This window comes from Kitasatospora sp. NPDC098652 (assembly GCF_044760155.1).
In the GTDB taxonomy this organism is placed as follows: Bacteria; Actinomycetota; Actinomycetes; order Streptomycetales; family Streptomycetaceae; genus Kitasatospora.
Genome location: NZ_JBIWAQ010000001.1, coordinates 124,409 through 146,950, shown reverse-complemented (window position 1 = coordinate 146,950; position 22,542 = coordinate 124,409). Strand labels below are relative to the sequence as shown.

Below are 22,542 nucleotides of genomic sequence, written 5' to 3'. Positions count from 1 at the left end.
GCCCGGCCGGAGCGTCGTTCCCGGCAGTGCGCGGGAAGCCGCCGGCCGAGGTGAGAGGAGTGAGCGACGCCGTGCCACTGGACCTGACTCTGCGGAAGCTGCTCGACGGAATGCCGGTGACCGACTTCGACACGGTCCCGCTGGAGGAGCTGCGCCGCGCCAAGATCGCGAGCGCCGCCGCGCAGCCGTGCGTCGTCGAACTGCCGCGCATCGAGGACCGCCGAGTCGACGGGGTGGGCGTGCGCGTCTACTGGCCCCGGGCCGACGCGGCCGGTCTGCCGGTGGTCGTGTACTACCACGGGGGCGGGTTCGTCATGGGCGACCTCGACACCCACGACAGCGTCGCCCGCACCATCGCCCACCGAACCGGCGCGGTCGTGGTCTCCGTCGACTACCGCCTCGCCCCCGAAGACCCGTACCCGGCGGCGGTGGAGGACGCGTTCACCGCGCTGCGCTGGACCGCCGCCCACGCCCGCGAACTCGGAGCGGACCCGGAGCGCATCGCCGTGGCCGGCGAGTCGGCCGGCGGCAACCTGGCGGCGGTGGTCGCCCTGCGGGCCCGCGACGCCGGCGGGCCACCGCTGCGCTTCCAGCTGTTGTGGTACCCGTGCACCCACATCGACCCCAGCCTGCCCTCGGGGGCGGAGAACGCCGACGCCCCCGTCCTGCCCCGTCGCGCCGTCGAACTGGCCGCCGGCTGGTACCTGGGCGGGCGCGACCCCAGGACCTGCGGTGCCGCACCCGCCTACGCCCGGAGCCACGCCGGCCTGCCGCCCGCCTACATCGCCACCGTCCAGGGCGACGTCATCCGCGACGAAGGCATCCGCTACGCCCAGCTGCTCCGCGCAGCCGGCGTCCCGGTCGAACACCGCAACCACGAGGACCTGGTCCACGCCTTCTGCACCCTCGCCCCGCACGTGCCCGCCGCGGCGAGGGCGCTGGACGACTCCCTCGCCGCGCTCAGGGCCGGCCTCGGCTGACTGCTCGGCGCGTGCTCAGCCGTGCCCGAGGTCGAGGTACCCGTCCTTGTGGAGGAGGTACCGATCCTGCTCGAGGTTGGCCGCGAAGCGTTCCAGCAGGTCGAACCAGCCGGCGGCGGACACGTCCTGCGGCATGCCGTGGTCCATCGAGAGGATCTGTCCGTACCGCCCGGCCGGTGCCGGATCGAGGTCCAGGGCTGCACCGTTGTGCGGTTCGTCGGATTCGAGGGGGACCCAGCCGTCCCGCCAGCCGTATTCGCCGTGGAACAGGGCGTCCGCGGCGTCGGGCCTGTCGTTGCTCCACTCGCGTCCCAGGTACTCGCGATAGTCGGCCAGTTGGGCCACGTCCTGCTGGTTCGGCATTCCCGTCACGAGATCGCCGAAGGCGATGCTGCGATGGACCAGGCAGGAGGCCGCGAATTCGACCGGCAACGGGCAGCCGAGCGCCTGCTCGCACGCCTTGATCTCCGCGCGGGTCGCCGGAGCACCCAAGGTCACGGGAAAGCTCGGGAACCGCCGTGCCAGCTCGCGCTCGATCCGCTGCCACACCGCCGTGGCGGCCTCGAACGCGGCGGCCAACTCCTCCTCGGTGCCGGGCGGCCGCTGCGGCCGTGGCGCTTCGGGATCGCGGACACCGTCCTCCTCCAGCGCCCGTACGGCGTCTTCGCGTTCCGAGGAGGCGATCAGTCCGAGCCGATGGGCCGCACGCCAGCGCACGTCCGCGGTGAAGTCGACGGATCGCACCAGCTCCCACAGGATCCCGGTGACCCGGTCCCGGTACGCCGCTCCGCAGGCGAGCACTTCGGAGACGACGTCCGACACCGGTCCGTCGTCACCCCGGACGGCCAGGTGCAGCAAGTTGCCGGGGTCGGCGGCCAACGCGCGCAACGCGCTGTCCACCAGCGCGGGCAGCACCGCGGGATCCGCCTCGGACAGGGGCCGTACCACGTGCGACAGGAAGATGCCGCGGTCCGTGAAATCCCTGAAACATTCGACCTCCGGCCCGGGCGGCTGCGCGGGCGGAGCCGGCACCGTCTCGAAGGGGAACGGCAGGTCGGCGGAGCCGCGTATCCGGCCCCGGTACGCCACGGGTTCGCGCCCCGCCGGCTGGTGGTGGCCGAAGAACCCGCGGCCGTCCGGGATGAGGGCGATCCCCGTGCGTGCCCCGCTCCGGTCGGTCCACTCCAGTTCGGCCAGCGGCACGTGGCCGTCGTCCATGTCCAGGTGGACGGTGAGCGGTACGGCATCCCGCCACTCGCCGTCGCGGCGGAGCTGGGTGTCGAACACGACCGTGCGGTGCGGCCGCGGCAGCTGACGCGGCATTCGGCGGATGCCCACGACCTCACCGCGATAGGACGCGGGCAGCTCGTCCCGTCCGGAGATCCGCCGTCCCACGAACGACCGCTGCGCGGCGTCGAAGGCCACGCTCGCGCGCTCTCCGTCCCGCATCCGCCAGCCGAGCGCGGCCAGCGCGGCCCGGCCGGTGCCCCCCAGTTGGAGCCAGAGAGTGCCTTCGCCGTCCTCGGCACCCGGGGCACCGGTGCGGGTGAGGTAGGGCCACAGGCTTCCCCCCTCGGCGATCTCGCGCCGGGTCCGCGCGGACCGCCCTTCCTCGTCCACCGGATCGACCAGGACGTGCCAGAGCCGGAACGCCCCGTCCGCGTCCGGTGCCACGCGCAGCGACAACCCGTCCTCCGCACCGCGGGAGAACAGCGCCGACGGCACCGTGATGCGCGACTCGACCGGTCCGTCGGGCCCGGGCGCCGCGTGCAGCACGGTGACCTGCTCGCCGTTGACGCTGACCAGCACCGGCACCTTCCGGGCGGTCGGCTCGGCACACCCGCGTACGGTCACCGTCAGATCGGTGCCGGGCCGTGCGGTCGCGGCGAACCCGATGAGGTCGACCCGGTCGCCCGGCCGCACCAGATGGTGGTCCCCACCGAACTCGGTACCGGTCAACTCGGCCCGCACGCCGTGGTCGTGGGGCGGAGTCACCTCGAAGTCAACGAACGTCGGCTGCACCCGGCACACCCTAGCCGCTGCCGACGATCAGCCGCCGGCCGCGGCCGTGCCGGTGGCCGAGACGGACGCGTCGACGTCCATGCCGAGGTTCACCAGCCGCCATTCGCCCTTGACCTGGCCGAGGGTGAACGTGAGGGCGAGTTGCACCTGGCCCGAGCCCTGCGCGGTGCTCAGGATCGCCTGCCGCAGGGTGTGCCCGTCCACGGTCACGTCCGCGTCGGTGACCACGCTCTGGCCGTCGGCGTTCGGGGCCTCGTGGGTGACCCGGAAGTCCGGGGTGTGAACGGCCTGGACGAAGTTCTTGTGCAGGGAGTTCACCACCCGCGCGAACGCCGCCTTCTGGTCCTGCTGCGGGGCGGAGCCGCCCGCGGACGGGGGCAGCTGGGTGAGCGCCCACGCCTGGTCGACGTCCCCTCGGTAGACGTCCGCCAGCCGCCCCTGTACCGGGCCCCCGCCCCCGGTCACGCGGTGACCTTGGCGACGAACGCGGCGAGGTTGGCCACGGTGCGCCGGATCTTCTCCTCCACGGTGAGCGACTCGTGGAGCCGGGCCCCGACGTCCCGTTTGCCGCGCACGTAGAGCGAGCAGGCGAGGTCGGTGCACATGTACGCGCCGACGGAGTTGCCCTGTTTGCCGGCCTTTCCGGCCAGCGGTGCGACCAGCAGCGAGACGCCCCCGGTGTGGGTGGTCACGCAGAGCGAGCAGATGCTGCGCCGGGCCTGCCAGGAGGCGGCGCCGGAGGAGCGCAGCGCGACCGCCACCGTCCTGCCGTCCAGCTCGGCCGCGAGGTAGGCGCGGTCGGGTGCCTGCGGATCGCGCCAGCCGAGGAAGTCCAGGTCGTCCCAGGCCAGTTCGGTCAGGGCTCGGGGAATGTGCAGACGCTTCGCCTCGCCCTTGCTGCAGTTCACGAAGGCGGAACGGATCTCTTCTTCGGTCAGTGGCTTCATAGGGGCCAACGTAAATTACCTAGGAGGATTAGGCAAACGTATAATGGCCCCAGGCGATGGAAGGACAGCAGATGGCACGCGTAGGACTGAACGCGGAACGACTCACCCGGGCGGGGGCGGAACTGGCCGACGAAGTCGGCTTCGACAAGGTCACGGTCTCGGCGCTCGCGCGACGCTTCGGCGTCAAGGACGCGAGCCTGTACTCGCACGTCAAGAACTCCCAGGACCTCAAGACCAGGATCGCCCTGCTCGCCCTGGAAGAACTCGCCGACCGGGTCGCCGCGGCCCTGGCCGGGCGCGCCGGCAAGGACGCCCTGGCCGCCTTCGCCAACGCCTACCGCGACTACGCCCGCGAACACCCCGGCCGCTGGGCCGCCGCGCAGCTCGAACTCGACTACGAGACGGCGCTCGGCAGCGCCGCCGTCCGGCACTCGCAGATGACCCGTGCGATCCTGCGCGGCTACGACCTCGCGGAGCCCGACGAGACCGACGCCGTCCGCCTGCTCGGCAGCACCTTCCACGGCTACGTCGCCCTGGAGCGGGCCGGGAGCTTCCAGCACACCCCGCGCACCACCGAGGACACCTGGTCCCGCATCCTGGACGCCCTCGACGCCCTCCTGCGCAACTGGCCCAAGGCCTGACGCACGCTTGGCGCAGGCCTGACCTGGCGCGGCGGCCTGGCCCGGGGCTCGCGCGGAAAGCGCGGGAGCCGGGCCCCGCCTGGTTGTCCAGGTGGGGCCCGGCTCCGTTGGCCGCCCGGGGCTACCGGCCGCGGCGGAGGGTCTTCGCCAGGTAGGCGCCCCACACGAGGGTGACGGCGACCAGCAGGCCGCCGCCGGCCGTGCGCAGCACCGATCCGAGTTCGGAGTCGGACGGTTACTTGTGCCGCTTGCGGATCTCCGAGATGGCGGCCAGGTGGTCCTCCCACACGATCTTCCGGAGTTCGTCCGCGCAGCGGACGGTCGGCCCGGCGGCCGGCCGGTGGTGCAGCGGATGCTGGACAAGAACACCGTGGAGACCGCTTGCCCGGGTTCCGGCCCGGCGGGTCGTGCTCGGGTCGTGCTGGGCGTGCCCGGCCTGATCCTGCTGCTTCCTCGCCTGCATGCTGCACCCTCCTCGGTCCCCTGCGTCCCTGTTATAGCGGGAGCCGGGGCGCAGGAGGAGACCGCATCCGGACGTGCTCGCCCGGGAGTTGGGCCCTTTGTGCTGGTGTCGGGTGGGAGTTGCCTCCAGGTTAGTTGTGTGACCACAATGATTACACCAACACAATTAACTCTGGGAGTGTTCCCCATGCCCGAAGCCGCCCCTCCACGGCCCTGGCTCGTGCTGGCCATCTGCTGCATGAGCCTGCTGATGGTCAGTCTCGACGTCACCATCCTGAACGTGGCCCTGCCCGCCATCCGGAGCGACCTGCACACCTCGGTGTCCGGGCTGCAGTGGACGGTCGACGCGTACACCCTGGTCCTGGCGAGCCTGCTGATGCTCTCCGGGTCGACCGCCGACCGGATCGGGCGGCGCCGGGTCTTTCGGATCGGGCTGGTGGTGTTCGGCGCGGCCTCCCTGCTGTGCAGCCTGGCCCCCGGGCTCGGCTGGCTGATCGCGGCGCGGATGCTCCAGGCGGTCGGCGGCTCGATGCTCAACCCCGTCGCGATGTCGATCATCAGCAACACCTTCACCGACTCCCGCCGGCGCGCCCGGGCGATAGGCGTGTGGGGCGGTGTCGTGGGCATCAGCATGGCCGCCGGGCCGATCCTCGGCGGGGCGCTGGTGGAGTCGGCCGGCTGGCGGGCGATCTTCTGGATCAACGTCCCGATCGCCCTCGCCGCCCTCTTCCTGACGGGCCGGTACGTCCCGGAGTCGCGGGCCGCACGGGCCCGCCGGGTGGACCCGGTCGGCCAGACACTGGTCGTCGTACTGCTCGCCGGACTCACGTACGCGATCATCGAGTCGCCGCAGCGCGGCTGGACCTCGCCCGTGGTGCTCGGCTGCGCGGCGGCGGCCCTGGCCGCACTGCTGGGCCTGCTCCGGTACGAGCCCCGGCGTACGGACCCCCTGATCGACCTGCGGTTCTTCCGCTCCGCGCCGTTCGCGGGCGCCACCGTGATCGCGGTCGCCGCCTTCGCCGGTCTCGGCGGCTTCCTGTTCGTCAGCTCCCTCTACCTCCAGGACGTCCGCGGGCTCGAACCGCTGCACGCCGGGCTGTACATGCTGCCGATGGCCGTCATGGCGCTGGTGACCGGCCCGCTGTCCGGCCGGATGGTGGCCGCACGAGGCCCGCGTACGCCGCTGCTGCTGGCCGGTACGGCGCTGAGCGCGAGCGCCGTGATCCAGGCGGTCAGCTACTCCGAGCACCTGTCGACCGGTCTGCTGGTGCTCGCCTTCCTGCTGTTCGGCATCGGGTTCGGCCTGGTCAACGCGCCCATCACCAACACTGCCGTGTCCGGGATGCCCCGCGCCCAGGCCGGGGTGGCGGCGGCTGTCGCCTCCACCAGCCGACAGGTCGGCCAGTCGCTGGGGGTGGCCGTGATCGGCGCCCTGATGGCGGGCGCGGCGCACGCCGACCCGGCAGCCTTCACCGGGACGGCGCGGACGGCGTGGTGGATCATCGCCGGCTGCGGTGCCGTCGTGCTGGTCGCCGGTACGCTCACTTCCGGCCGCTGGGCCCGGGCGACGGCCGAGCGCACGGCGGAGCGGCTCGCCGCCGAGGAGGCAGACGGGGAGCCCGGCGGGGACAGCAGGACGGCGAAGGAGAGGGTGGACGCCTGATGGGGCGCAGTGACACCGGCGGGCACCCGCAGGCGGGTGAGGTCGACCCCGGGACGGCGGGCCGGGTCTGGCAGGGGATGAACGCGCTCGTGCTGGAACGCTACAACCGGCGCAAGGCCGTTGCCGAGGCCCTCGGGATGAGCTTCGGCCGGGTCCGGGCGCTGCGCCGCCTCGCCGGCGGCCCGATCACCCTGCGGGAGCTGGCCGAACGGCTGACCGCCGATCCGCCGTACACCACCGTGATCGTCGACGACCTGGTGCGGCGCGGCCTCGCCGAGCGCATCACCAACCCTGCCGACCGGCGCTCCAAGCTGGTCCACCTCACCGAGGAGGGCGAGGCGAAGGCCGCGCTCGCCACCGGCATCCTCACCACCCCGCCGGACGCCCTGCTCGCCCTGCCGCCGGAGGACCTCCGCGCGCTCGACCGGGTGGTGACGAAGCTTCTGGGCTGAGCGCGCCGGCGGGTTCCGGGAGTTGGCCCAGGGGGGAGCGCGTTGTGACCTTGAGGTGAAATTAGGTTAGCCTCACCTAATGCACACTGCCTCCCTGGCCGCGACCACGGCCGGATACGCCATGCCCCAGCTCTGGCGGATCCTCACCAAGGCTGGCTACTTCCTCGGCCTCAGCGGGGCCATCGGAGCCACCGTCACCTATGCGACCGCCGTACGCCCGGCCCTGCGGGCCCCGGAAACGGGCGCCCGGGACGCCGAGGTGCTGCGAAGAAGGGCAGCGGGCTACCTGGCTGGGGCCGGCGCCGTCCTGCTGGTCGCGGGTTATTTCCAGCTCGCCGCCCGGGTGGCCCGGGCCGGGAAGGGGATGCCCTTCGGCGACGCGCTCGCCCCGGACCGGATCCTGGACTTCCTGCGGGCGCCCGCGGCCAAGGCGGCCTGGATCGCCCAGGGCACCGTGTACCTGCTCCAGAACGCCGTCCTGGTCGTGGCCGCCGCCGTCCTGATCGCCCTCGCCGTGCCGGCCGCCCGCCGCCACGTGGACCGGATCGCCCTCGCCGCGCTGCCGCTGGCCCTCGCCGTCACCCTGGTCGGCGCCGTGCCGACCACCGCTCCCGCCGACCTGGACGCGTGGCTGAACCTGGTGTTCGACCAGGCCCACATCGTGTCCGGCGTCGTCTGGCTCGGCGGCCTGGCCCTGCTCGCGGCCCTCGCCGGCACCCGCAGGCGCCTCGGCGACGGTGCCGGGCTGCTCTGGGCGGACGTGTGGCGGCGCTTCGGCCTCGTCGCGATGGTCTGCGTCGGTACCGTCACCGTCTCCGGACTGTGGCTGAGCTGGAGGCACGTCGGCGGCATCTCGCAGCTCTGGACCACCGGTTACGGAGTCGCGCTGCTCGTCAAGATCCTCCTGGTCGCCGGTCTGGTCGCGGCCGGCGCCTTCAACCAGCTCTGGCTGATGCCCCGGATCGTACGGGCGCGCAGCACCGACGACACCGGCTCGCTGCTGCACCTGACGCTCCGGCACTTCCCCAAGGTCGTCTGGGGCGAGGTCGCCCTCGGCGTCGCGGTGCTCGCCGTGGTGCCGTTCATCTCCGGCTCGGCCCGCGCCGAGGCCGGCAGCCCGAAGGCCGTCTCCTCCGGCACCCTCTTCGCCGGGGGAGCGGCGCTCGCCCTCGCGCTGGTCGCCTCCCTGTACGCGACGGTGCGGATGTCGGAGGCCCTGGCGCGGCGGTCCGCCGTGGCCTCAACTGCCTGATCCGCCCGTCCGTCCTACGTGTGGATCGCCTGCGCCACCGCCACCACCCGCGACCTGGCCCGCTTCGTCCGCCGCGACCTCGACGTCCCCAGGCCGCGCACCCACGCCCTCGGGTACTGGCGCCCCTGAAAGCCCGTACGGCCCGGCCGGGGCGCGGTCCCCCGGCCGGGCCGCACGTCTGCCATCTGTCTGCTCACACTGCTGAACGGTTGATGTCACAACGACCACCAACTCGCTGGGTCCGGTCGTCGGAAACCCACCGTTCGCGGTGACCCGATCAGGGCGTGGTGGGGTCCGGGGCGAAGTAGTCGTGGAGCATCTCGGTGGTCCACGCGGGCTGGTGGGTGTCGCCGCGGGGGCCGAACTCCTCGAACCAGGGCTTCACCTCGAGGATCGGGGTGCCGTTCACGGCGTCCAGGTCCTCGACGTGCAGGTCCAGGCCGTCGACCTTGAGGAGGCGGCAGCGGGAGGAGCCGAGCCAGTTGACGCGCCGCATGTTCCGGTGGCCGAAGACGCCGACCTCGGGCCACTGCGGGTTGTCGCGGGGGCGGCGGGCGCCGAAGTTCAGGTCGGTCGGGTCGGTCAGGTGGAACCGGAAGATCACGTCGAGATGGGAGAACGCCTCCAGCCCCTTGGTGGCCTCCGGTGGGAAGCGGTCGCCGTCGAGCCGGATGACGGCGCGGGTGCCTCCCCAGTAGTCGTCGGTGGGCTCGGTGCGGCCCCCCACCACGTACCCGAGTGCCTCCACGGTGAACACTTCGGTCACTGTGCTTCCCCTCCTGTGAACAGACCGCGCCAGGTCGGCGGGTCAGGCGGTGGCCGCCAGGTACTCGGCGGCGCGCCGGTCGACGGCGTTGATGACCGGGACCTTGCGGCCACGGTAGGCGGACAGCGCTCCGCGGATCTGCAGGGCGACGTCACGGGTACGGGCTGAGCGTACGCTCTGCATCGCGTCCAGCGATCGCGCCCAGATCGCGCAGGCCTCCTCGACGGAGTGCTGTTCGGCCTTCACGAGCCCGAGGTGGCCGAGGGTGACGGCGTGGGTGCGGGTGAACGCGGAGGCCTTACGCGTCGCGACGCTGCGCTCGAACTCCCGGGCCGCGCCGTCCAGGTCGCCGATGTCCCGCAGGGCCGACGCCGTCTCATGTGCCAGGGAGGCCTCGCCGAAGAAGAAGACCCGGGCCGGTTCCTCGTCGACGGGGGAGGCTGCGGACAGGTCGCGTTCGGCCTGGAGCAGTGCGGCGTTCGCTTCGGGGGCGCGTCCGGCTGCGGCGAGTGCGCGGGCGTGGACGACGCCGAGGAGGGAGCGCTCGCGCGGGCTCGCCAGCGCGTACCGGGCGCCGGACATGGAGGCCTCCGAGACCCTGACGGCGTGGCCCGGCTTTCCGAGGTCGACCGCCTGGTGGGCCATGGCACGCAGGACGTGGGCGGCCATGGCGGGATCGTCGGCTTCGGCCGCCAGTTTCACGGCGACGGTGTAGTAGTGCTGGGCGGTGGGGTGTTCGCCGTTGTCGAAGGCCGTCCACCCGGCCAGGTAGGCGAGTTCGGAGGCCGCGGAGAACATGTCGCGTCGCACCTGGTCGGAGGCGAAGGTGCCGCGGAGGAAGTCGTGGACGTCCGTGAGGAGGTACTGGGCGACCGCCGTGCGGCCGTGCCCGCCGCCGCGGCGCTGGTCGAGCTGGGAGAACAGCCCGGTCATCTCCCGCACGGCCTCCACATCAGCCCGACCGGCGCGGTGCCGGGTGCTGTTGCGGCTGTCGGCACGGGCTTTGTGATCCCACCAGCTGCTTGGCGGGATGCTCAACGCCCCGAGCGAGTACGTGAGGGTGCGGAGGAGCTGTCTGCGTTCCACGTCAACGTCGATCCGTCCAAGAGCCGCCAGGGCTTTCAGCGTATCCAAGTCCCAGTCCCGAAGATCCGGTTCCTCCTCGCCGAGTCCCATCGCGGCCAGGGTGATGTCCCGGTCGAGCCACCTGGTGAGGACTTCCGCGAGGTACTGCGGGAGGTTGCCGGAGGGGGTCCAGCCGTAGCGGACCCACTGGGTGACGGATGATCGACTCGGTCGCGCCGGGTCGTCGTGGGCGGCCGCGACCGCGCACAGGGCCCGGGCGAGGGCTTCGTTGGGTCGACCGGATTCACGGATGAGCTGGCCCAACCGCTCGTTGGGCTGACGAGTACGCCCCATGGGGGTCTCCCTGGCGGTGCCGCTAAACACGTTAAACAGCGGACGGTCGCCAACACCTTACTCCTAGCGACCATGGGCGGTTTCCTGTTTCTGCAAGGCGGTTTCAGGCCGCACGACGCGTCCGGCCGTCCTGAGGGCGGCAGTACGGCACGTCCTGGCATTCGACCCGAGTGAGGCGCCCCGATGGAGCCGAGACCACGCACCGTCACGATGAGGTTCCCCGCCGAACTGGCACGGATCGGCGCCGTTCGCCGCTGGGCCAAGGCGCAGCTGCCGGAGCTCGGTCTGCACCTGAACGCTCCACGGGTGGAGGACGTCCAGCTGGTGATGTCCGAGATCGCGGCCAACGCCGTTGTGCACGGCTGCGACGGCGGCCGGCCGGACGAAGAGCTGACTGCTGCGCTGTGTCTCACCCCGACCGGGGTGCTGCGGATGTCCGTCACCGACCCCGGGCCCGGCAGGCCCGAACCCCGGAAGCCGGGGGAGGGGGCCACCAGCGGTCGAGGTCTGATGCTCGTGGCTGGGCTGGTCGACCGGTTCGGTGTCGACGAAGGGCCGGACCACAAGGTGGTGTGGGCCGAACTCGACCTGCCCGGGGCGGTCCGGCCCTCCCCGGCAACGGTCTTCGGCCGGCAGGTCGAGCCGCAGGTCGTGGTGCTGTGCAGCGGCACCCCCGTACGGGTTGGCCGGCCCAGGTCGGCCGTCGGTATGCGGCTCGGTCAGCAGCCGGAGCTCGACCGGATACCGGCGGCGTAACCCCATCCGCCCATCGACTTCGGACCAGCGGACTCCGCGAGCCTGGCCGGACTATCAGACCGTACGGGACGTCGTCGTGCTCACCGCCGTGATGGACACCGTCCGGCTCGACCACCTCGACGCCCACCTCCGCAGGCAGGCCGCCCATCAGGTGGCGTGCCTGCGCGGCGCCCACCGGCCTCCCTGGACCTGGGGGAAGCGATGGCCGGCCGACCCGTCTCCGCCCCCTCGGCCCGTGCGGCTCTGCCGGCCGGCCGACACCGAACGGGAGAAACGATCATGATCTTCACCCTGCCGAACGGCACCCGGGCCGACCTCCTCCTGCCGCCCGCCGCCGACCTGCTCCACCAGGCCCCGGGCAGCATCCGCGTCCCGGATGCGAGCGCTTCGAGGCCAGCCGTACCGCCCTGCTCCTGGACCGCATTGTCCTGGTCCTGGACACCTGGCGCGGCTTCGAGATCCGCCTCAACACCAACCCCCGACCCGCCAACCAGCGCCTCCCGCACACCCGCGGCTACCCCTTCGGCGCCCGCGTCCTCATCGAACCCCTGCCACGAGGCAGCCGGTGAGCAGCAGCCGCGCCGGACGGCGCCCCTCCCGGCTTGGCAAGCTGGGGCACCACGAACGCCACCCGAGGCAAGGAGTGCCCCGTGCACACCGTCCTGACGACCGATCACCCAGCCTGGCAGCGCAACACCACCACCGGCCACTGGCAGCGCCCCCTGCGCACCGCCGGCGGCCGGTGGCTGGCCACGCTCAGCCCGACAGGCCTCGACCTGGCCTGCACGGACGGTACGGACGACCACAGGCCCGCCGTCGTGACCACCGACCCGGGCGACCTGCCCGACGCCGTGCCGACCGCCCTGCGCACCGGGCTGAACGCCCTCGGGCCGAGCGTGCGCGTGGCCAACCCCTGGCTGTGGGACGCGATCACCACCGCGATCCTGCGCCAGGTCGTCCGCGCCGACCAGGCCCGCAAGCTCTACCGCACCTGGTGCGCCGTCCACGGCACCGAGTTGCCCGCCCACGGCCACGCCCACCACACGGCACCCGAGCCCGACGCGGTGCTGGCCCTCACCGACGAGCAGTTCGCCGCCGTCGGCACGACTTTCCACCGTACGGCGCTGCGCGCGGCCGCCACCGCCTACCTGGAACGCCGTGCCCGCTGGGAGCAGTCGGATGCTGCCGCCCTGGCGACCGAACTCGTGAACGTGCCGAGGATCGGCCCCTGGACGGCGGCCGCGGCCGCCGCGGACTTCACCGGCGACTTCTCGGTCTACCCGCACGCCGATCTCGCGGTCCGCACCTGGGCCGCCCGCATCGACCCCGACCACCCCTGGCCCGCCGCCGACAAGCCGAAGAAGACCGAGGCCCTGTTCGGCGCGCACTGGCACCATCTGGCCGGCCACGACCCGCGCCACCTGCACACCCTGACCCTGTCGACACTCACCTGGGGGGCCCATGCCCGCACCGATCAGCTCGGAGGATCCGACCCGCACCACCCGTGACCCGGTCGCCGGAGCCGATCCGAACCGGATCCTCGACTGCCTGTTCGTCAACGCCCCGCTGCGCGACTACGACCTGCGCCCGCGTGTCAACGACTACACCCTTCCGGTCCTCGGCATGGGCTACCTCGCCACCCACGCCGCCCAGCACGGCTTCAACGTCGGCATCCTGGACGCCGAGGCCCACGGACTCGGCGTCCAGGACACCGCCGACATCATCAACGAGCTGCGGCCGCGCTGGGTGGGCTTCAACCTCCTCGCCCCGACCTACGACCTCACGGCGAGGATCGCGGCCAGGCTCGACCCGGTGATCTCCCTGATGGCCGGCGGCCACCACGCCAAGGCCGACCCGCAACGCGTGCTCGCCGACCCGCGGTTCGCGCGGCTGGACGCCCTGGTGATCGGCGAGGGCGAGACCCGGGTCACCGCCCTCCTCGGCGACGTCCACCGCCGTCGGGAGCTGCCGAAGGTGATGTGGCGCGACCGCCTCCTCGGCACCACCGCCACCGGTATCCCGCGCCCCGGCGACACCGCCCCCTGGCTCGCCCCCGACATCAACTCGCTCACCCTCGACCGCCGCTACCTCGCGCAGGACCCGTTCCAGGCCGACGACGGCCGATGGGAGGCCAACCTCGTCTGCTCGCGCGGCTGCCCCTACGAGTGCGGGTTCTGCGGCGCCGCCGCCTCCATGAACCCCGAGGTCAGCATCCGCACCCGAACCCCCGAGAACATCATCGCCGAGCTGCACCAGCTCCACGACCGGTACGGATGTACCGCGTTCAGGGCCGTCGACGACCTGTTCCTCGGCGCGCGCCGCGTCATCCACCCGGCCCTGGAGGCCTTCGCCGCCGAACGCATCGGTGAGAAGTACGTCTGGGACGCCACGGGGCGGATCAACGTCCTCGCCCGCGAGGACGACACCGTCCTGGAACAGCTGCGAGCCAACGGACTGCGCGAGGTCGCGCTCGGCATCGAGTCCGGCTCCCCGCGGATCCTGCGTGCGATGGACAAACGGATCACCCCCGGGATGACCCTCGACGTCACTCGCCGGCTCCTGGAACGCGGAATCGGCGTGAAGGGGTACTTCATCCTCGGCTACCCCGGCGAGACCCGGGACGACGCGCTCGCCACCCTCGCCCACATCCGCGATCTCTGGGCCCTCTCCGACCGCTTGGAGGGCACCTTCCGGGCCTCCGCCTTCACCTTCCGCCCCTACCCCGGCAGCCCCGTCTTCCACCGCCTCGTCCAACAGGGCCACGACCCCGAGGCCATGCAGACCTACCAGGACATCGACCTCACCGACCACGGCGCCGACGAGGCGATGCGCGGCCGCGACGAGTTCAACTTCGGTACCGGCCAGCAGTTCGGTGACGTCCCCCTCACCCGGCTCCACGGCTGGCTCGCCGACATCTCCCGCGAACAGCACCACCGCAACTCCACGCTCCGTCAGCAGGTCGGGACGTGAGCGGCCTGCTGATCAGCGTCGACGGGCCCAGCGGGCTGGGCAAGTCCACCGCCGTCGCCGCCACCGCCCGCGCTCTCTCCGCGTCAGGACACACCGTCCACACCGCCACCGGCCCCTCGGCCACCCCCTACGGCACCGCGGTGCGCCGGGCCGCCGCGACGATGCGCGGCCCCGCCCTCGCCCTGGCCGTCGCCGCCGACCGCCTCCACCAACTCGACAACGACATCCGCCCCCACCGCGCGGCCGGCACCACCGTGCTGATGGACCGCTGGATGCCCTCCACCCTCGTCCTCCAGCGTGCCGACGGAGTCGACGTCGATTTCCTCCTCGCCATCAACCAGGGCGCCGACGTCCCCGACCTCGCGGTCATCCTCACCGCCGACCCGGACACCGTGCAGCGACGCCTGGCCGCCCGCGGCACCCGGCACCGCTTCGAACTCGACGCCGCCGCCACCGCCCGGGAACTCCGGCTCTACACCGAGGCCCTCCCGATCCTGGACCGACTCGGCTACCGGCTCCACACCATCGACACCACCCACCTCACCTCCGAGCAGACCGCACAGGCCATCCTGGAAGCGGTCCCGGCCCGAGCGATCAACACCAAAACCCCACAGGGAAGTTGGAGAGAGCATGAGTAGCAGCACAACCACGACCCCGCCGCCGGTGGTCGACGTCCACGTGATCGCCCGCACCCCCGACGGCAAGATCCTGCTGTCCCAGCGCGGCGGCCCCTACGGCTACGGCCAGTGGCATGCCCCCAGCGGCAAACTCGACCCCGGCGAGAAGCCGGCCGAGGGCGCCGCCCGCGAGCTCGAGGAGGAGACCGGCCTCCTGGTCGATCCGGACCACCTCCGCCTCGCCTACACCGTCCTGCACCGCCAGGACCCCGCCACGCTGCGCCTCGGCCTGTTCTTCGTCGCCACCGAGTGGGAGGGCGAGCCCGTCAACCGCGAGCCCGAGAAGTGCCTCGACCTGCGCTTCTTCGCCGATGGCGCCCTGCCGGAGGACCTGATCCCCTACCCGGCCGCAGGCATCCACGGCGCCCTCACCGATCCCGGCGGCCTGGCGCACCACAACTGGCCGACCGCGTGAGCACGGGGGCGGTCGGGCGCGCCCGACCTCCCCCGGAGAACTCCGATGTGACGTGGCACCGGGCTGTGGGTGGTCAGCCGTAGGGGATGACGGCGACCGGGCAGTGGACGTGGTGGATCGCGGCGTGTGCGACGGGGCCGAGGTGGTGGTGGCGGAGGGGGGCGTGGTGCAGGCGGCGGCCGAGGACGAGCAGGCGGGCGGTGGCGGCCGCGTCGACGAGTTCGACGGCGGGCTTGCCGCGGACCAGGTCGGCGGTGACCTCGACGTCGGGGTGGCGGGTCCGGAGCGGGGCCAGGGCCGCGGTGAGGCCGTCCCGTTCGACGGCGGAGACCTCGGGCTCCAGCCCGCCGATGGCGTCGAAGGACATGTACTCGCTGCCGGCCGGCGGGGACCAGACGTGGACCACCCGCAGCGGGACGGAGCGCAGGGCGGCGGCCCGGAAGGCGAACTCCAGCACCTCCTCGGCGGGGTGGGTCAGGTCGAGGCCGACGGTGACCGGGCCGTCCGGTTCGTCGTGGTCGGCGCGGACCAGGACGACCGGGCAGGCGGAGCGCCGCAGCACCTCCTGGCTGACCGAACCGACCAGGAAGCCGCGCAGGGTGCCGAGCCCGCGGGAGCCGAGCACGAGGAGGGCGGCGCGGTGTGAGGCGTCCTCCAGCGCCTCGACCGGGTCGGCGGACACGGCGGACGAGACGACGGAGAGGCCGGGCGCCAGGGCGGTCAGCGCGGACTCGCGCTCGGCGAGGTGGGCCAGGGCACGGTGGTAGGTCTGGTCGCTGCCGACCACGTCCCGCTTGGGCCAGGGCCAGGCCTCCAGGACCTCCAGCGGGACGGCGCGGCGCTGCGCCTCGTGGGTGGCCCACTCGGTGGCGGTGAGGCTCTCGGGGGAGCCGTCGAAGCCGACGACGACCGGGCCGCCGACGGGGCCGGCAGCGGCGGGGCCGACGGGGCCGGTCGACGCGGGTTCGGACACGGGAACTCCTCGGGTTCCGCGGCGCGGGGAGGGCCGTACCCGGCCCGCCGGGGCCGCCTCGGGACTGCGACCCCAGTATCGGCGGTGGGCGGGGACGGCACCTCTCGGGGCGCTCGGGCCTCCGGCGGGGTGGGGCTCAGGCCTTCTGCGGGTCGGGATCCGAGACGCTTAGGCAAGCCTGACTTCCGCGATGCGGAGGGTACCCGCCCATGCCGTCTCCGACCGCCGCAACGGTCAGCGCGACCACACCGACACCGACACCGACACCCACGGGGACGGCGTTGGTGGCAGCCGCGGTGGCGGTGGCCAACGTGCTGATCCTGGTCGGCGCGGTGCTGAGCATGCGGGCGGGGCACGACGGCGGGCGCGGGGCGGAGCGCGGTTGAACGAATTTTTCCCGGCGCTGTCACACTCGGGCGCCGGGATCCGTCGGGTCGGTGAGAGCACATCGAACGCCCGAGAGGAACACGAGAATGAGCACCGACCGCACCGCGGGATCCAGCACCGCCCGCTCGATCACCGCCGAGATCCCGCTCCGCCCCCGGCTGGCCACCGACCCGAACGAGCTCGTCCCCGAACTCGCCGACGTCTCGGCCGCGTTGTTCCGGGCGGTCGGCAACCGCTCGCTCCCGCGCGGCACCGTCAGCCTGGTCCAGCTGCGGGCCGGGCAGCTCGCCGGCAGCACCTACCTGACCGTCCTGCACACCGGCTTCCTGCGCAAGGCCGGTGAGTCGGAGGAGCGGATCACCTCGGTGTCCACCTGGCAGGACTCGCCGTACCTGACCGCGGCCGAGCGGGCGGCCCTCGCGCTGGTGGACGCCGTGCTGCAGCCCAACCCGGACGGCGAGCGGGTGTCGGACGAGCTGTACGCCGAGGTCGCCGCGCACTACGACGAGAAGGCGCTGGTCACGCTGATGCTGGCGATCGGACAGGTGAACTTCTTCACGGCGATCGCGCTGATCGCCAAGCCCGTCCCCGGGAGGGCGTTCACCGACCCCTGGTCCTGAACTCCGGCCCGGGACCGGCCCCTCGGGCGTTTCGCCCGGCGGGCCGGTCCCGCGTTTCAGCGGGTGGCAAGGTCTCAGCGGGTGGCGAGGATTCAGCCTGTGGCGAGGAGGCCGGAGACCAGGGAGCGCAGTCCGTCGCGGTAGCTGTCCTGGGCGGTGAGGGTCTCCCAGCGGTCGGCGACCTGGGCCAGTCGGGGGTGGACGGCCGGGTCGAGGCCGGCGAAGACCTGCTCCCGGTAGGTGGGGCGGTCGTCGTCGGTGCGGCGCCTGGCAGCGGTGGTACGGACCACGATCTCCCCGGCGGTGTAGTACCAGATCGCGCGGTAACCCTGGACGGCGCGTTCCGGGGGCAGGCCGCAGTCGACCAGTCCGTCGACGATCTGCTCGACGAACCAGAGGGCGTGAGTGGAGAACAGGTCGTCGGCGGCCAGGACTTCGACGATCCAGGGGCAGGCGGCGAGCGCATCGTGGATCGCGGCGGCCGCGGTGAGGACGCGTTCGCGCGGGTCCGCCGGGAGCTCGACCGGGTGGAGGGTGCGGGCGGCGTAGTCGTCGAGCAGCAGGACGAGCAACTCCTCCTTGTTGCGCACGTGGTGGTAGAGCGCCATCGGGGTGCTGCCGATGTCGGTGGCCAGCCGGCGCATGGTCAGTCGCTCGACGCCCTCCTCGGCCACGATCCGGCGGGCCGCCTCGACGACCTCCTCCTGGGAGATGCGGGGAGGGCGGCCGGTGGCCTTGCGGGGGGTGGGGGAGGGCTGCTGCATCCCCTCATCATGCCTCGTCTCGTCATGCCTCGTCCGGGGGGCCCGTCGTGCCTCGCCGGTCCTGGGCGGCTCGACAGCGCTGAGCTTCCGAGGGTACTTTCCTTACATGTATAAAAACTCGCGAGGCCGCCCCGGCCTGGTGCTCGCGGCGGTCACCGTCGCCCAGTTCGTCCTCGCCCTCGACCTGTCGGTGGTCAACGTCGCGCTGCCCGCGATCCGCGACGCCCTGGGCTTCGCCCCGCTCGACCTCTCCTGGGTCATCCACGTCTACGCGCTCACCTTCGGCGGGCTGCTGCTGCTCGGCGGCCGCGCCTGCGACCTGTACGGGCGGCGGCGGTTGCTGATGCTGGGCCTGGCCGTCTTCGGGCTCTGCTCGCTCGCGGGCGGGCTGGCCCAGCATCCCTGGCAGCTGGTCGCCGCCCGTGCCGGGCAGGGCGTGGGCGCCGCGGCGGCCGCCCCGGCCGCGCTGGCGATGCTCACCACCGCCTTCCCCGAGGGCCCCCGGCGAGTGCGCGCCCTCGGGGTGTGGAGCGCCGCCAACGCCGCCGGGGGCGCGCTGGGCGTGCTGGCCGGCGGGGTGCTGACCGAGTACGCCGGCTGGCGCTGGGTCATGCTGGTCAACCTGCCGATCGTGGCGACGGCGCTCGCGCTGCTCCCCGAGGGGATCGGGGCCGGGGCGCAGCCCGTACGGCGGGAACGGCTGGACGTGCTCGGCGCGGTGCTGTCCACCGGGGGCGTCGGGTTGCTGGTGTTCGGCGTCGTCCGGACCGAGAGCCGAGGGTGGGGCTCCCCGGCCACCCTGGCGACGCTGGGCGCTGCGGCTGCGCTGCTGGTCGCCTTCGTGGCGGCCGAACTCCGTTCTCCGGCGCCGCTGTTGCGGATCGGGTTGCTGCGCAGCCGGTGGGTCGCCGGGGCGAACGTGCTGGTGTTCCTGGCTGCCGCCGGGCAGTTCGCGGCCTTCTACTTCGTCTCGCTCCACCTCCAGCAGGTGCTCGGGCTGGGCGCTGCCGCCACCGGGGCCGCGTTCCTGCCGTTCTCGGCGGGGCTGGTGGTGGGCTCGCTGGTCGCGACCCGGATCACCGCGCACCGCGGCCCGCGGGTGGCCCTGGTGCCCGGGGCCGTACTGGCCGCCGTCGGGCTGGGCTGGTTCGCGCTGATCAGTCCGGACGGTGGGTTCCTCGGCGACGTCCTGGGCCCGTCCCTGGTCACCAGCGTCGGTACCGGGCTGGTGCTGGCCCCCGTCGCCGCCGCCGCGACCACCGGTGTCGCACCCCGCGAGGCCGGGGCCGCCTCCGGGCTGCTCAACAGCTCGCGCCAACTCGGCGGCTGCGTCGGGCTGGCGGCCCTGGCCACCCTCGCCGCCCACCGCACCGGCTCGGTCACCGGATCGAGTACCGGGGCGACCACCGGGCCGGGCGCCGGGCCGGCCGCCTTGGACGCCGGGTACGCGCTCGGGCTGGCCGCCGGTGCCGTGCTGTTCGCGCTGGCGGCGGTCGTCGCCGTCACCGTCCTGCCCCGGCGGCGGCCCGGCACGCCCGAGGGGCGTCCGCTCGCCGCCGGAGAACGCCAAGAAGACCTCCAACTGGAAGGAACCTCCTCATGACCACCACTCCGATCGCCGTCGTCGACCTGTTCGCCTCGGCGCTGCACTTCCGCCCCGACGGCGAACTGCGGGCCGCCGAACGGCGGATGACCGGCGGCGGTGCCGGTGCCGAGGGCGCCTGGCAGGCCGCGGCCTTCCATGTGGAGACCGACGCCGATGTGCACGCCGACCACTGGGAGATGCACCCGGAGGCGGAGGAGGCGGTGTGCTGCCTGGCCGGCGGCGCCCGGGTCTTCTTCCGTCCGGTCGAGCCCGGTGCGGCAGAGGAGTCGGTGCGGCTGGCGGCCGGGAGCGCCGTGATCGTCCCGCGCGGCCGCTGGCACCGGCTCGAACTCGACGGTCCCAGCGACCTGATGTCGATCACCCTGCGGGCCGGGACCCGGCTGGAGCGGCGGGGTGCCGAGGACTGACCGCCGGGCCGAGGCGGCCGGGCCGGGTGGGCCGAGCGGGTGGCCGCCCGGCCCGATCCGGGAGAAGTTGCCGGAAGGCGGCGACGGCCCTCCGCCTGTCGGGCGGAGGGCCGTCGCGTGGAAGCCTGCGGCGGTCAGGTCAGGTCAGGTCAGGTCAGGTCATGTCAGGTCGGATCGGGTCGGGTCAGGTCAGGAGGGGTCAGGCCGCAGCGCGGGCGGCCTTGGTGCGGGCGGAGTCGAAGACGGCGGCCGGGTTCCCGTAGTACAGCCACGGGCCGGCGATCTCCCGGCCCATCCCGCGGAAGAGGTCCAGGGCCTGCGCCGGGCGGCCGTTCTCGATCAGGGCGTGGGCGGTCCAGCCGCGTGCCGCGACGATGCCGGGGTGGGCGGGATCGGCGGCCGCCAGGTCGAGCAGGGCCGCGTCCACGGCGGCCGTGTAGGCGGGGGAACGGTAGAGCGAGGAGGCGGACTTGTCGCGCAGGATCTGCTCCCAGTACGCCCGCAGCTTGAGCGCCGTCAGCAGGCTGCCGGCCGGCGCGCCGGCGATCGCCTTGTCGGCGAACTCGTGCATCAACTCGTTGCTGCCCAGCCACTTCTCGCACCAGTACTGCAGTGCGGAGACGTGCGCGCCGAGGTGGTGGGGCTCGCGGGCCACGATCTCCGCCCACAGTGCGCGGTAGCGCTCGTGCGACCAGCCCTGGCCCATCGCGATCGGCTGCTGCACCACCCAGGCGTTCGGGTCCCCGGGCTGGGCGAGCCGGACCGCCTCGTACGACACCTCCTCGGCCTCCTGCAGCACCTGGTGGAAGCCCATGGCCTGCTCGCGGGTCACCTGCGAGGCGTACTTCGCGGTGCGGATCTGCCACGCCCGCTTGACCAGCGCATCGGTGTGCACCTGGGCGGCCTGGGGGCTGTCCGGCTGCTCTTCGCGCCACTTCCGGAGCCAGCCGTCGTCGGTGGCCGCGAGGGCGCCGAACGGGTTCATCCGGGAGTAGCGGGTGCTCCAGTCGACATCGCCGTCCGAGAGGTAGGCGTCGGCCGGACGCCAGTCCCCGGCCTTGGCCGCGTCCAGCGCCGCTCGCGCGGCAGGGTCAGCGGGTGCGTCGCCCACTTCGACCAGCTCCGCGCGCGGCACCAGACCCGCTGCGGCCGCGTCGAGCCCCCTGGCGGCCTTGCGGCGCTTGTTCAGCCAGAGGCCCAGTCTGATGAGGAGGATGAGGAGGGGGACGATGACGAAGGGGTGGGACATGAACCTGCTTCTCCACGAACTTCTTCGCACAGGTGTGCGTTCGGTGAAGATCGTACAGTTCGGGTGCGGAGCCGTGTGCGCGGCCGGATCGGCGCATCGACCGGTGAGCTGACCGGGGGCACGCTCATGCTGGCCGAAGAGGGCTGCGGCAGCTACCTCAGGCTGGTCTTGAACGGCCCACGAGAGGGCGAGGTCTGGCAGATCGACCCGGACTGGGGCGGCTTCGTCCCAGTGAGCCCCTGCTTTCGCACGTGGTACACCGAGTGGCTGCAGTAGGTGACCAGCCATCAGCCATCAACCCGACCGGGTCAGCGCCAGGACGTCGGGGATGTGACTGCGGCTCCCGGCCTCGCTTCCGCCCCTCCTCGCACGTGTGTCCGGCCCGGGGGTGAACGATCGTCGAGTCGTGCCGATTCCCCGGTGGAGGCGGTAAGTTGGCGGCTGCCGATTGTGGGGAGGACCACTGACGTGAGCACCGACGAGGCTGCGCTCGGCAGCGCCGTGAAGGCCGTCATCGCCGCCGCGAGTACCGATGATCTGGCCGGGCTGTACCGGGCCGTGATGCCGCCGGATGGTGGGGACACTCCTCCGGCCGAGGTCGCCAGATGGTTCGGGTTGCTCCTCGTCCACCTGGCACTCACCGCCGCGTCCGCTTCGGAGCTGGAGCGGGGCAGTTCCCGGGAGACGGTCTCGGAGTGGCTCGAGGAGGTGCTGGGGCCGGTACCGACCCCGGCGCTGCTGCGCGCCGGGGATCCGACCCGGATCGACCACGTCGAGGCGGTGAGTGCCACCGAGAGCTACGCCCAGTGCCGGGAGTACGCCGTCGACCTGATCCGGCTGGGCCTGGTCGACCCGAACGAGGAACCGGACGAGCGGGGTGTCGACGCCCACTGCGCGGTGACGAACGACAAGCAGATGCGGATCATGGTGATGGCGATGCTCGGCCGCCTCGGCGCCGGTCCCGGCGCGCGCCGTTGACGGTGCCCCGGTGGCGGCGGTGAACTCCGGCCGACCAGGGTGGTCGGCTGCGGCCGCAGCGGCACGGGCCGGCTGCCCGGGCCGGCTGCCTGCCGGCCCGCACCCGGCCGCCGACAGGTCCGGTCCCTCCGTGATC

General features: G+C 73.0%; 25 protein-coding genes. 16 read left to right on the top strand and 9 right to left on the bottom strand.

Features of this window, described 5'->3' with window-relative positions; all coding sequences use genetic code 11:
* Nucleotides 1–59: 59 nt before the first annotated feature.
* Nucleotides 60–980 (top strand): alpha/beta hydrolase, encoded by a 921-nt coding sequence (locus ACIQWA_RS00615; protein WP_402476321.1) that lies wholly within the window; start codon nt 60–62, stop codon nt 978–980.
* A gap of 15 nt (nt 981–995) precedes the next feature.
* Here the strand turns inward: ACIQWA_RS00615 and ACIQWA_RS00610 are convergent, their stop codons facing one another.
* From ACIQWA_RS00610 to ACIQWA_RS00600, 3 genes are read right to left on the bottom strand one after another with little or no spacing between them, the layout of a single operon-like run.
* The gene (locus ACIQWA_RS00610; RefSeq protein WP_402476320.1) at nt 996–3,002 is read right to left on the bottom strand and encodes an SMI1/KNR4 family protein; all 2,007 of its coding nucleotides are present in this window, start codon (nt 3,000–3,002) and stop codon (nt 996–998) included.
* 27 nt (nt 3,003–3,029) lie between these two features.
* A complete protein-coding gene (locus ACIQWA_RS00605) occupies nt 3,030–3,467 on the bottom strand; it encodes a hypothetical protein (protein ID WP_402476317.1) in 438 nt (145 codons plus the stop codon).
* Nucleotides 3,464–3,949, bottom strand: coding sequence for an FBP domain-containing protein (locus ACIQWA_RS00600; protein WP_402476315.1), 486 nt, complete (start codon nt 3,947–3,949; stop codon nt 3,464–3,466). Before ACIQWA_RS00600 ends, ACIQWA_RS00605 begins: the two co-directional genes overlap by 4 nt.
* Nucleotides 3,950–4,020: 71 nt before the next feature.
* Between ACIQWA_RS00600 and ACIQWA_RS00595 the strand changes: the two genes are divergently transcribed.
* Complete coding sequence (locus ACIQWA_RS00595) at nt 4,021–4,590, top strand: WHG domain-containing protein (protein ID WP_360235826.1); 570 nt, start codon at nt 4,021–4,023, stop codon at nt 4,588–4,590.
* A 235-nt stretch (nt 4,591–4,825) separates the two neighbouring features.
* On the opposite strand, the gene ACIQWA_RS00590 is transcribed toward ACIQWA_RS00595, so the two are convergent.
* Entirely contained in the window at nt 4,826–5,053 is a 228-nt protein-coding gene (locus tag ACIQWA_RS00590; RefSeq protein ID WP_402476313.1) for a hypothetical protein, read from the bottom strand.
* Between the two features lie 186 nt (nt 5,054–5,239).
* Here ACIQWA_RS00590 and ACIQWA_RS00585 point away from each other — a divergent pair, with 186 nt between their 5' ends.
* The 4 genes from ACIQWA_RS00585 to ACIQWA_RS00570 all read left to right on the top strand — a co-directional run bounded on the left by ACIQWA_RS00585 (nt 5,240) and on the right by ACIQWA_RS00570 (nt 8,548).
* Nucleotides 5,240–6,715: an MFS transporter gene (locus ACIQWA_RS00585; RefSeq protein ID WP_402476310.1), complete on the top strand. Its 1,476-nt coding sequence runs from the start codon at nt 5,240–5,242 to the stop codon at nt 6,713–6,715.
* Nucleotides 6,715–7,167: a MarR family transcriptional regulator gene (locus ACIQWA_RS00580; RefSeq protein WP_360235853.1), complete on the top strand. Its 453-nt coding sequence runs from the start codon at nt 6,715–6,717 to the stop codon at nt 7,165–7,167. Before ACIQWA_RS00585 ends, ACIQWA_RS00580 begins: the two co-directional genes overlap by 1 nt.
* A 79-nt stretch (nt 7,168–7,246) precedes the next feature.
* Nucleotides 7,247–8,419 (top strand): copper resistance D family protein, encoded by a 1,173-nt coding sequence (locus tag ACIQWA_RS00575; protein ID WP_402476307.1) that lies wholly within the window; start codon nt 7,247–7,249, stop codon nt 8,417–8,419.
* 18 nt (nt 8,420–8,437) lie between these two features.
* Nucleotides 8,438–8,548, top strand: a complete 111-nt coding sequence (locus tag ACIQWA_RS00570; RefSeq protein WP_402476305.1) for an SIP domain-containing protein — start codon at nt 8,438–8,440, stop codon at nt 8,546–8,548.
* A 148-nt stretch (nt 8,549–8,696) separates the two neighbouring features.
* Here ACIQWA_RS00570 and ACIQWA_RS00565 read toward each other — a convergent pair whose 3' ends face one another.
* Both ACIQWA_RS00565 and ACIQWA_RS00560 read right to left on the bottom strand, forming a co-directional pair.
* On the bottom strand, nt 8,697–9,185 hold the full coding sequence (locus ACIQWA_RS00565) for a TrmO family methyltransferase (RefSeq protein ID WP_402476302.1): 489 nt from the start codon (nt 9,183–9,185) through the stop codon (nt 8,697–8,699).
* Between the two features lie 42 nt (nt 9,186–9,227).
* Nucleotides 9,228–10,604 (bottom strand): Tat pathway signal protein, encoded by a 1,377-nt coding sequence (locus tag ACIQWA_RS00560; protein ID WP_402476300.1) that lies wholly within the window; start codon nt 10,602–10,604, stop codon nt 9,228–9,230.
* 183 nt (nt 10,605–10,787) lie between these two features.
* On the opposite strand from ACIQWA_RS00560, the gene ACIQWA_RS00555 reads away from it, so the two are divergent.
* The 5 genes from ACIQWA_RS00555 to ACIQWA_RS00535 all read left to right on the top strand — a co-directional run bounded on the left by ACIQWA_RS00555 (nt 10,788) and on the right by ACIQWA_RS00535 (nt 15,422).
* Nucleotides 10,788–11,360, top strand: a complete 573-nt coding sequence (locus tag ACIQWA_RS00555; protein WP_402476298.1) for an ATP-binding protein — start codon at nt 10,788–10,790, stop codon at nt 11,358–11,360.
* Between the two features lie 650 nt (nt 11,361–12,010).
* Complete coding sequence (locus tag ACIQWA_RS00550) at nt 12,011–12,868, top strand: hypothetical protein (RefSeq protein WP_402476297.1); 858 nt, start codon at nt 12,011–12,013, stop codon at nt 12,866–12,868.
* Nucleotides 12,822–14,330, top strand: coding sequence for a B12-binding domain-containing radical SAM protein (locus ACIQWA_RS00545; RefSeq protein ID WP_402476294.1), 1,509 nt, complete (start codon nt 12,822–12,824; stop codon nt 14,328–14,330). Before ACIQWA_RS00550 ends, ACIQWA_RS00545 begins: the two co-directional genes overlap by 47 nt.
* Nucleotides 14,327–14,968 (top strand): dTMP kinase, encoded by a 642-nt coding sequence (locus ACIQWA_RS00540; protein ID WP_402476292.1) that lies wholly within the window; start codon nt 14,327–14,329, stop codon nt 14,966–14,968. Before ACIQWA_RS00545 ends, ACIQWA_RS00540 begins: the two co-directional genes overlap by 4 nt.
* Entirely contained in the window at nt 14,961–15,422 is a 462-nt protein-coding gene (locus ACIQWA_RS00535; protein ID WP_402476291.1) for an NUDIX domain-containing protein, read from the top strand. Before ACIQWA_RS00540 ends, ACIQWA_RS00535 begins: the two co-directional genes overlap by 8 nt.
* Nucleotides 15,423–15,495: 73 nt before the next feature.
* On the opposite strand, the gene ACIQWA_RS00530 is transcribed toward ACIQWA_RS00535, so the two are convergent.
* On the bottom strand, nt 15,496–16,395 hold the full coding sequence (locus ACIQWA_RS00530; RefSeq protein WP_402476289.1) for a universal stress protein: 900 nt from the start codon (nt 16,393–16,395) through the stop codon (nt 15,496–15,498).
* A gap of 473 nt (nt 16,396–16,868) precedes the next feature.
* Between ACIQWA_RS00530 and ACIQWA_RS00525 the strand changes: the two genes are divergently transcribed.
* Complete coding sequence (locus ACIQWA_RS00525) at nt 16,869–17,402, top strand: carboxymuconolactone decarboxylase family protein (RefSeq protein ID WP_402476286.1); 534 nt, start codon at nt 16,869–16,871, stop codon at nt 17,400–17,402.
* A gap of 92 nt (nt 17,403–17,494) precedes the next feature.
* Here the strand turns inward: ACIQWA_RS00525 and ACIQWA_RS00520 are convergent, their stop codons facing one another.
* The gene (locus ACIQWA_RS00520; protein ID WP_402476284.1) at nt 17,495–18,166 is read right to left on the bottom strand and encodes a TetR/AcrR family transcriptional regulator; all 672 of its coding nucleotides are present in this window, start codon (nt 18,164–18,166) and stop codon (nt 17,495–17,497) included.
* A 106-nt stretch (nt 18,167–18,272) separates the two neighbouring features.
* Between ACIQWA_RS00520 and ACIQWA_RS00515 the strand changes: the two genes are divergently transcribed.
* On the top strand, nt 18,273–19,769 hold the full coding sequence (locus tag ACIQWA_RS00515; RefSeq protein WP_402476281.1) for an MFS transporter: 1,497 nt from the start codon (nt 18,273–18,275) through the stop codon (nt 19,767–19,769).
* On the top strand, nt 19,766–20,179 hold the full coding sequence (locus ACIQWA_RS00510; protein ID WP_402476279.1) for a cupin domain-containing protein: 414 nt from the start codon (nt 19,766–19,768) through the stop codon (nt 20,177–20,179). Before ACIQWA_RS00515 ends, ACIQWA_RS00510 begins: the two co-directional genes overlap by 4 nt.
* A 199-nt stretch (nt 20,180–20,378) precedes the next feature.
* Here the strand turns inward: ACIQWA_RS00510 and ACIQWA_RS00505 are convergent, their stop codons facing one another.
* The gene (locus ACIQWA_RS00505) at nt 20,379–21,428 is read right to left on the bottom strand and encodes a hypothetical protein (protein WP_402476276.1); all 1,050 of its coding nucleotides are present in this window, start codon (nt 21,426–21,428) and stop codon (nt 20,379–20,381) included.
* A gap of 75 nt (nt 21,429–21,503) precedes the next feature.
* Between ACIQWA_RS00505 and ACIQWA_RS00500 the strand changes: the two genes are divergently transcribed.
* Entirely contained in the window at nt 21,504–21,704 is a 201-nt protein-coding gene (locus tag ACIQWA_RS00500) for a hypothetical protein (RefSeq protein ID WP_402476274.1), read from the top strand.
* Between the two features lie 192 nt (nt 21,705–21,896).
* Nucleotides 21,897–22,406, top strand: coding sequence for a hypothetical protein (locus ACIQWA_RS00495; RefSeq protein ID WP_402476272.1), 510 nt, complete (start codon nt 21,897–21,899; stop codon nt 22,404–22,406).
* The last annotated feature ends 136 nt before the right edge of the window (nt 22,407–22,542 follow it).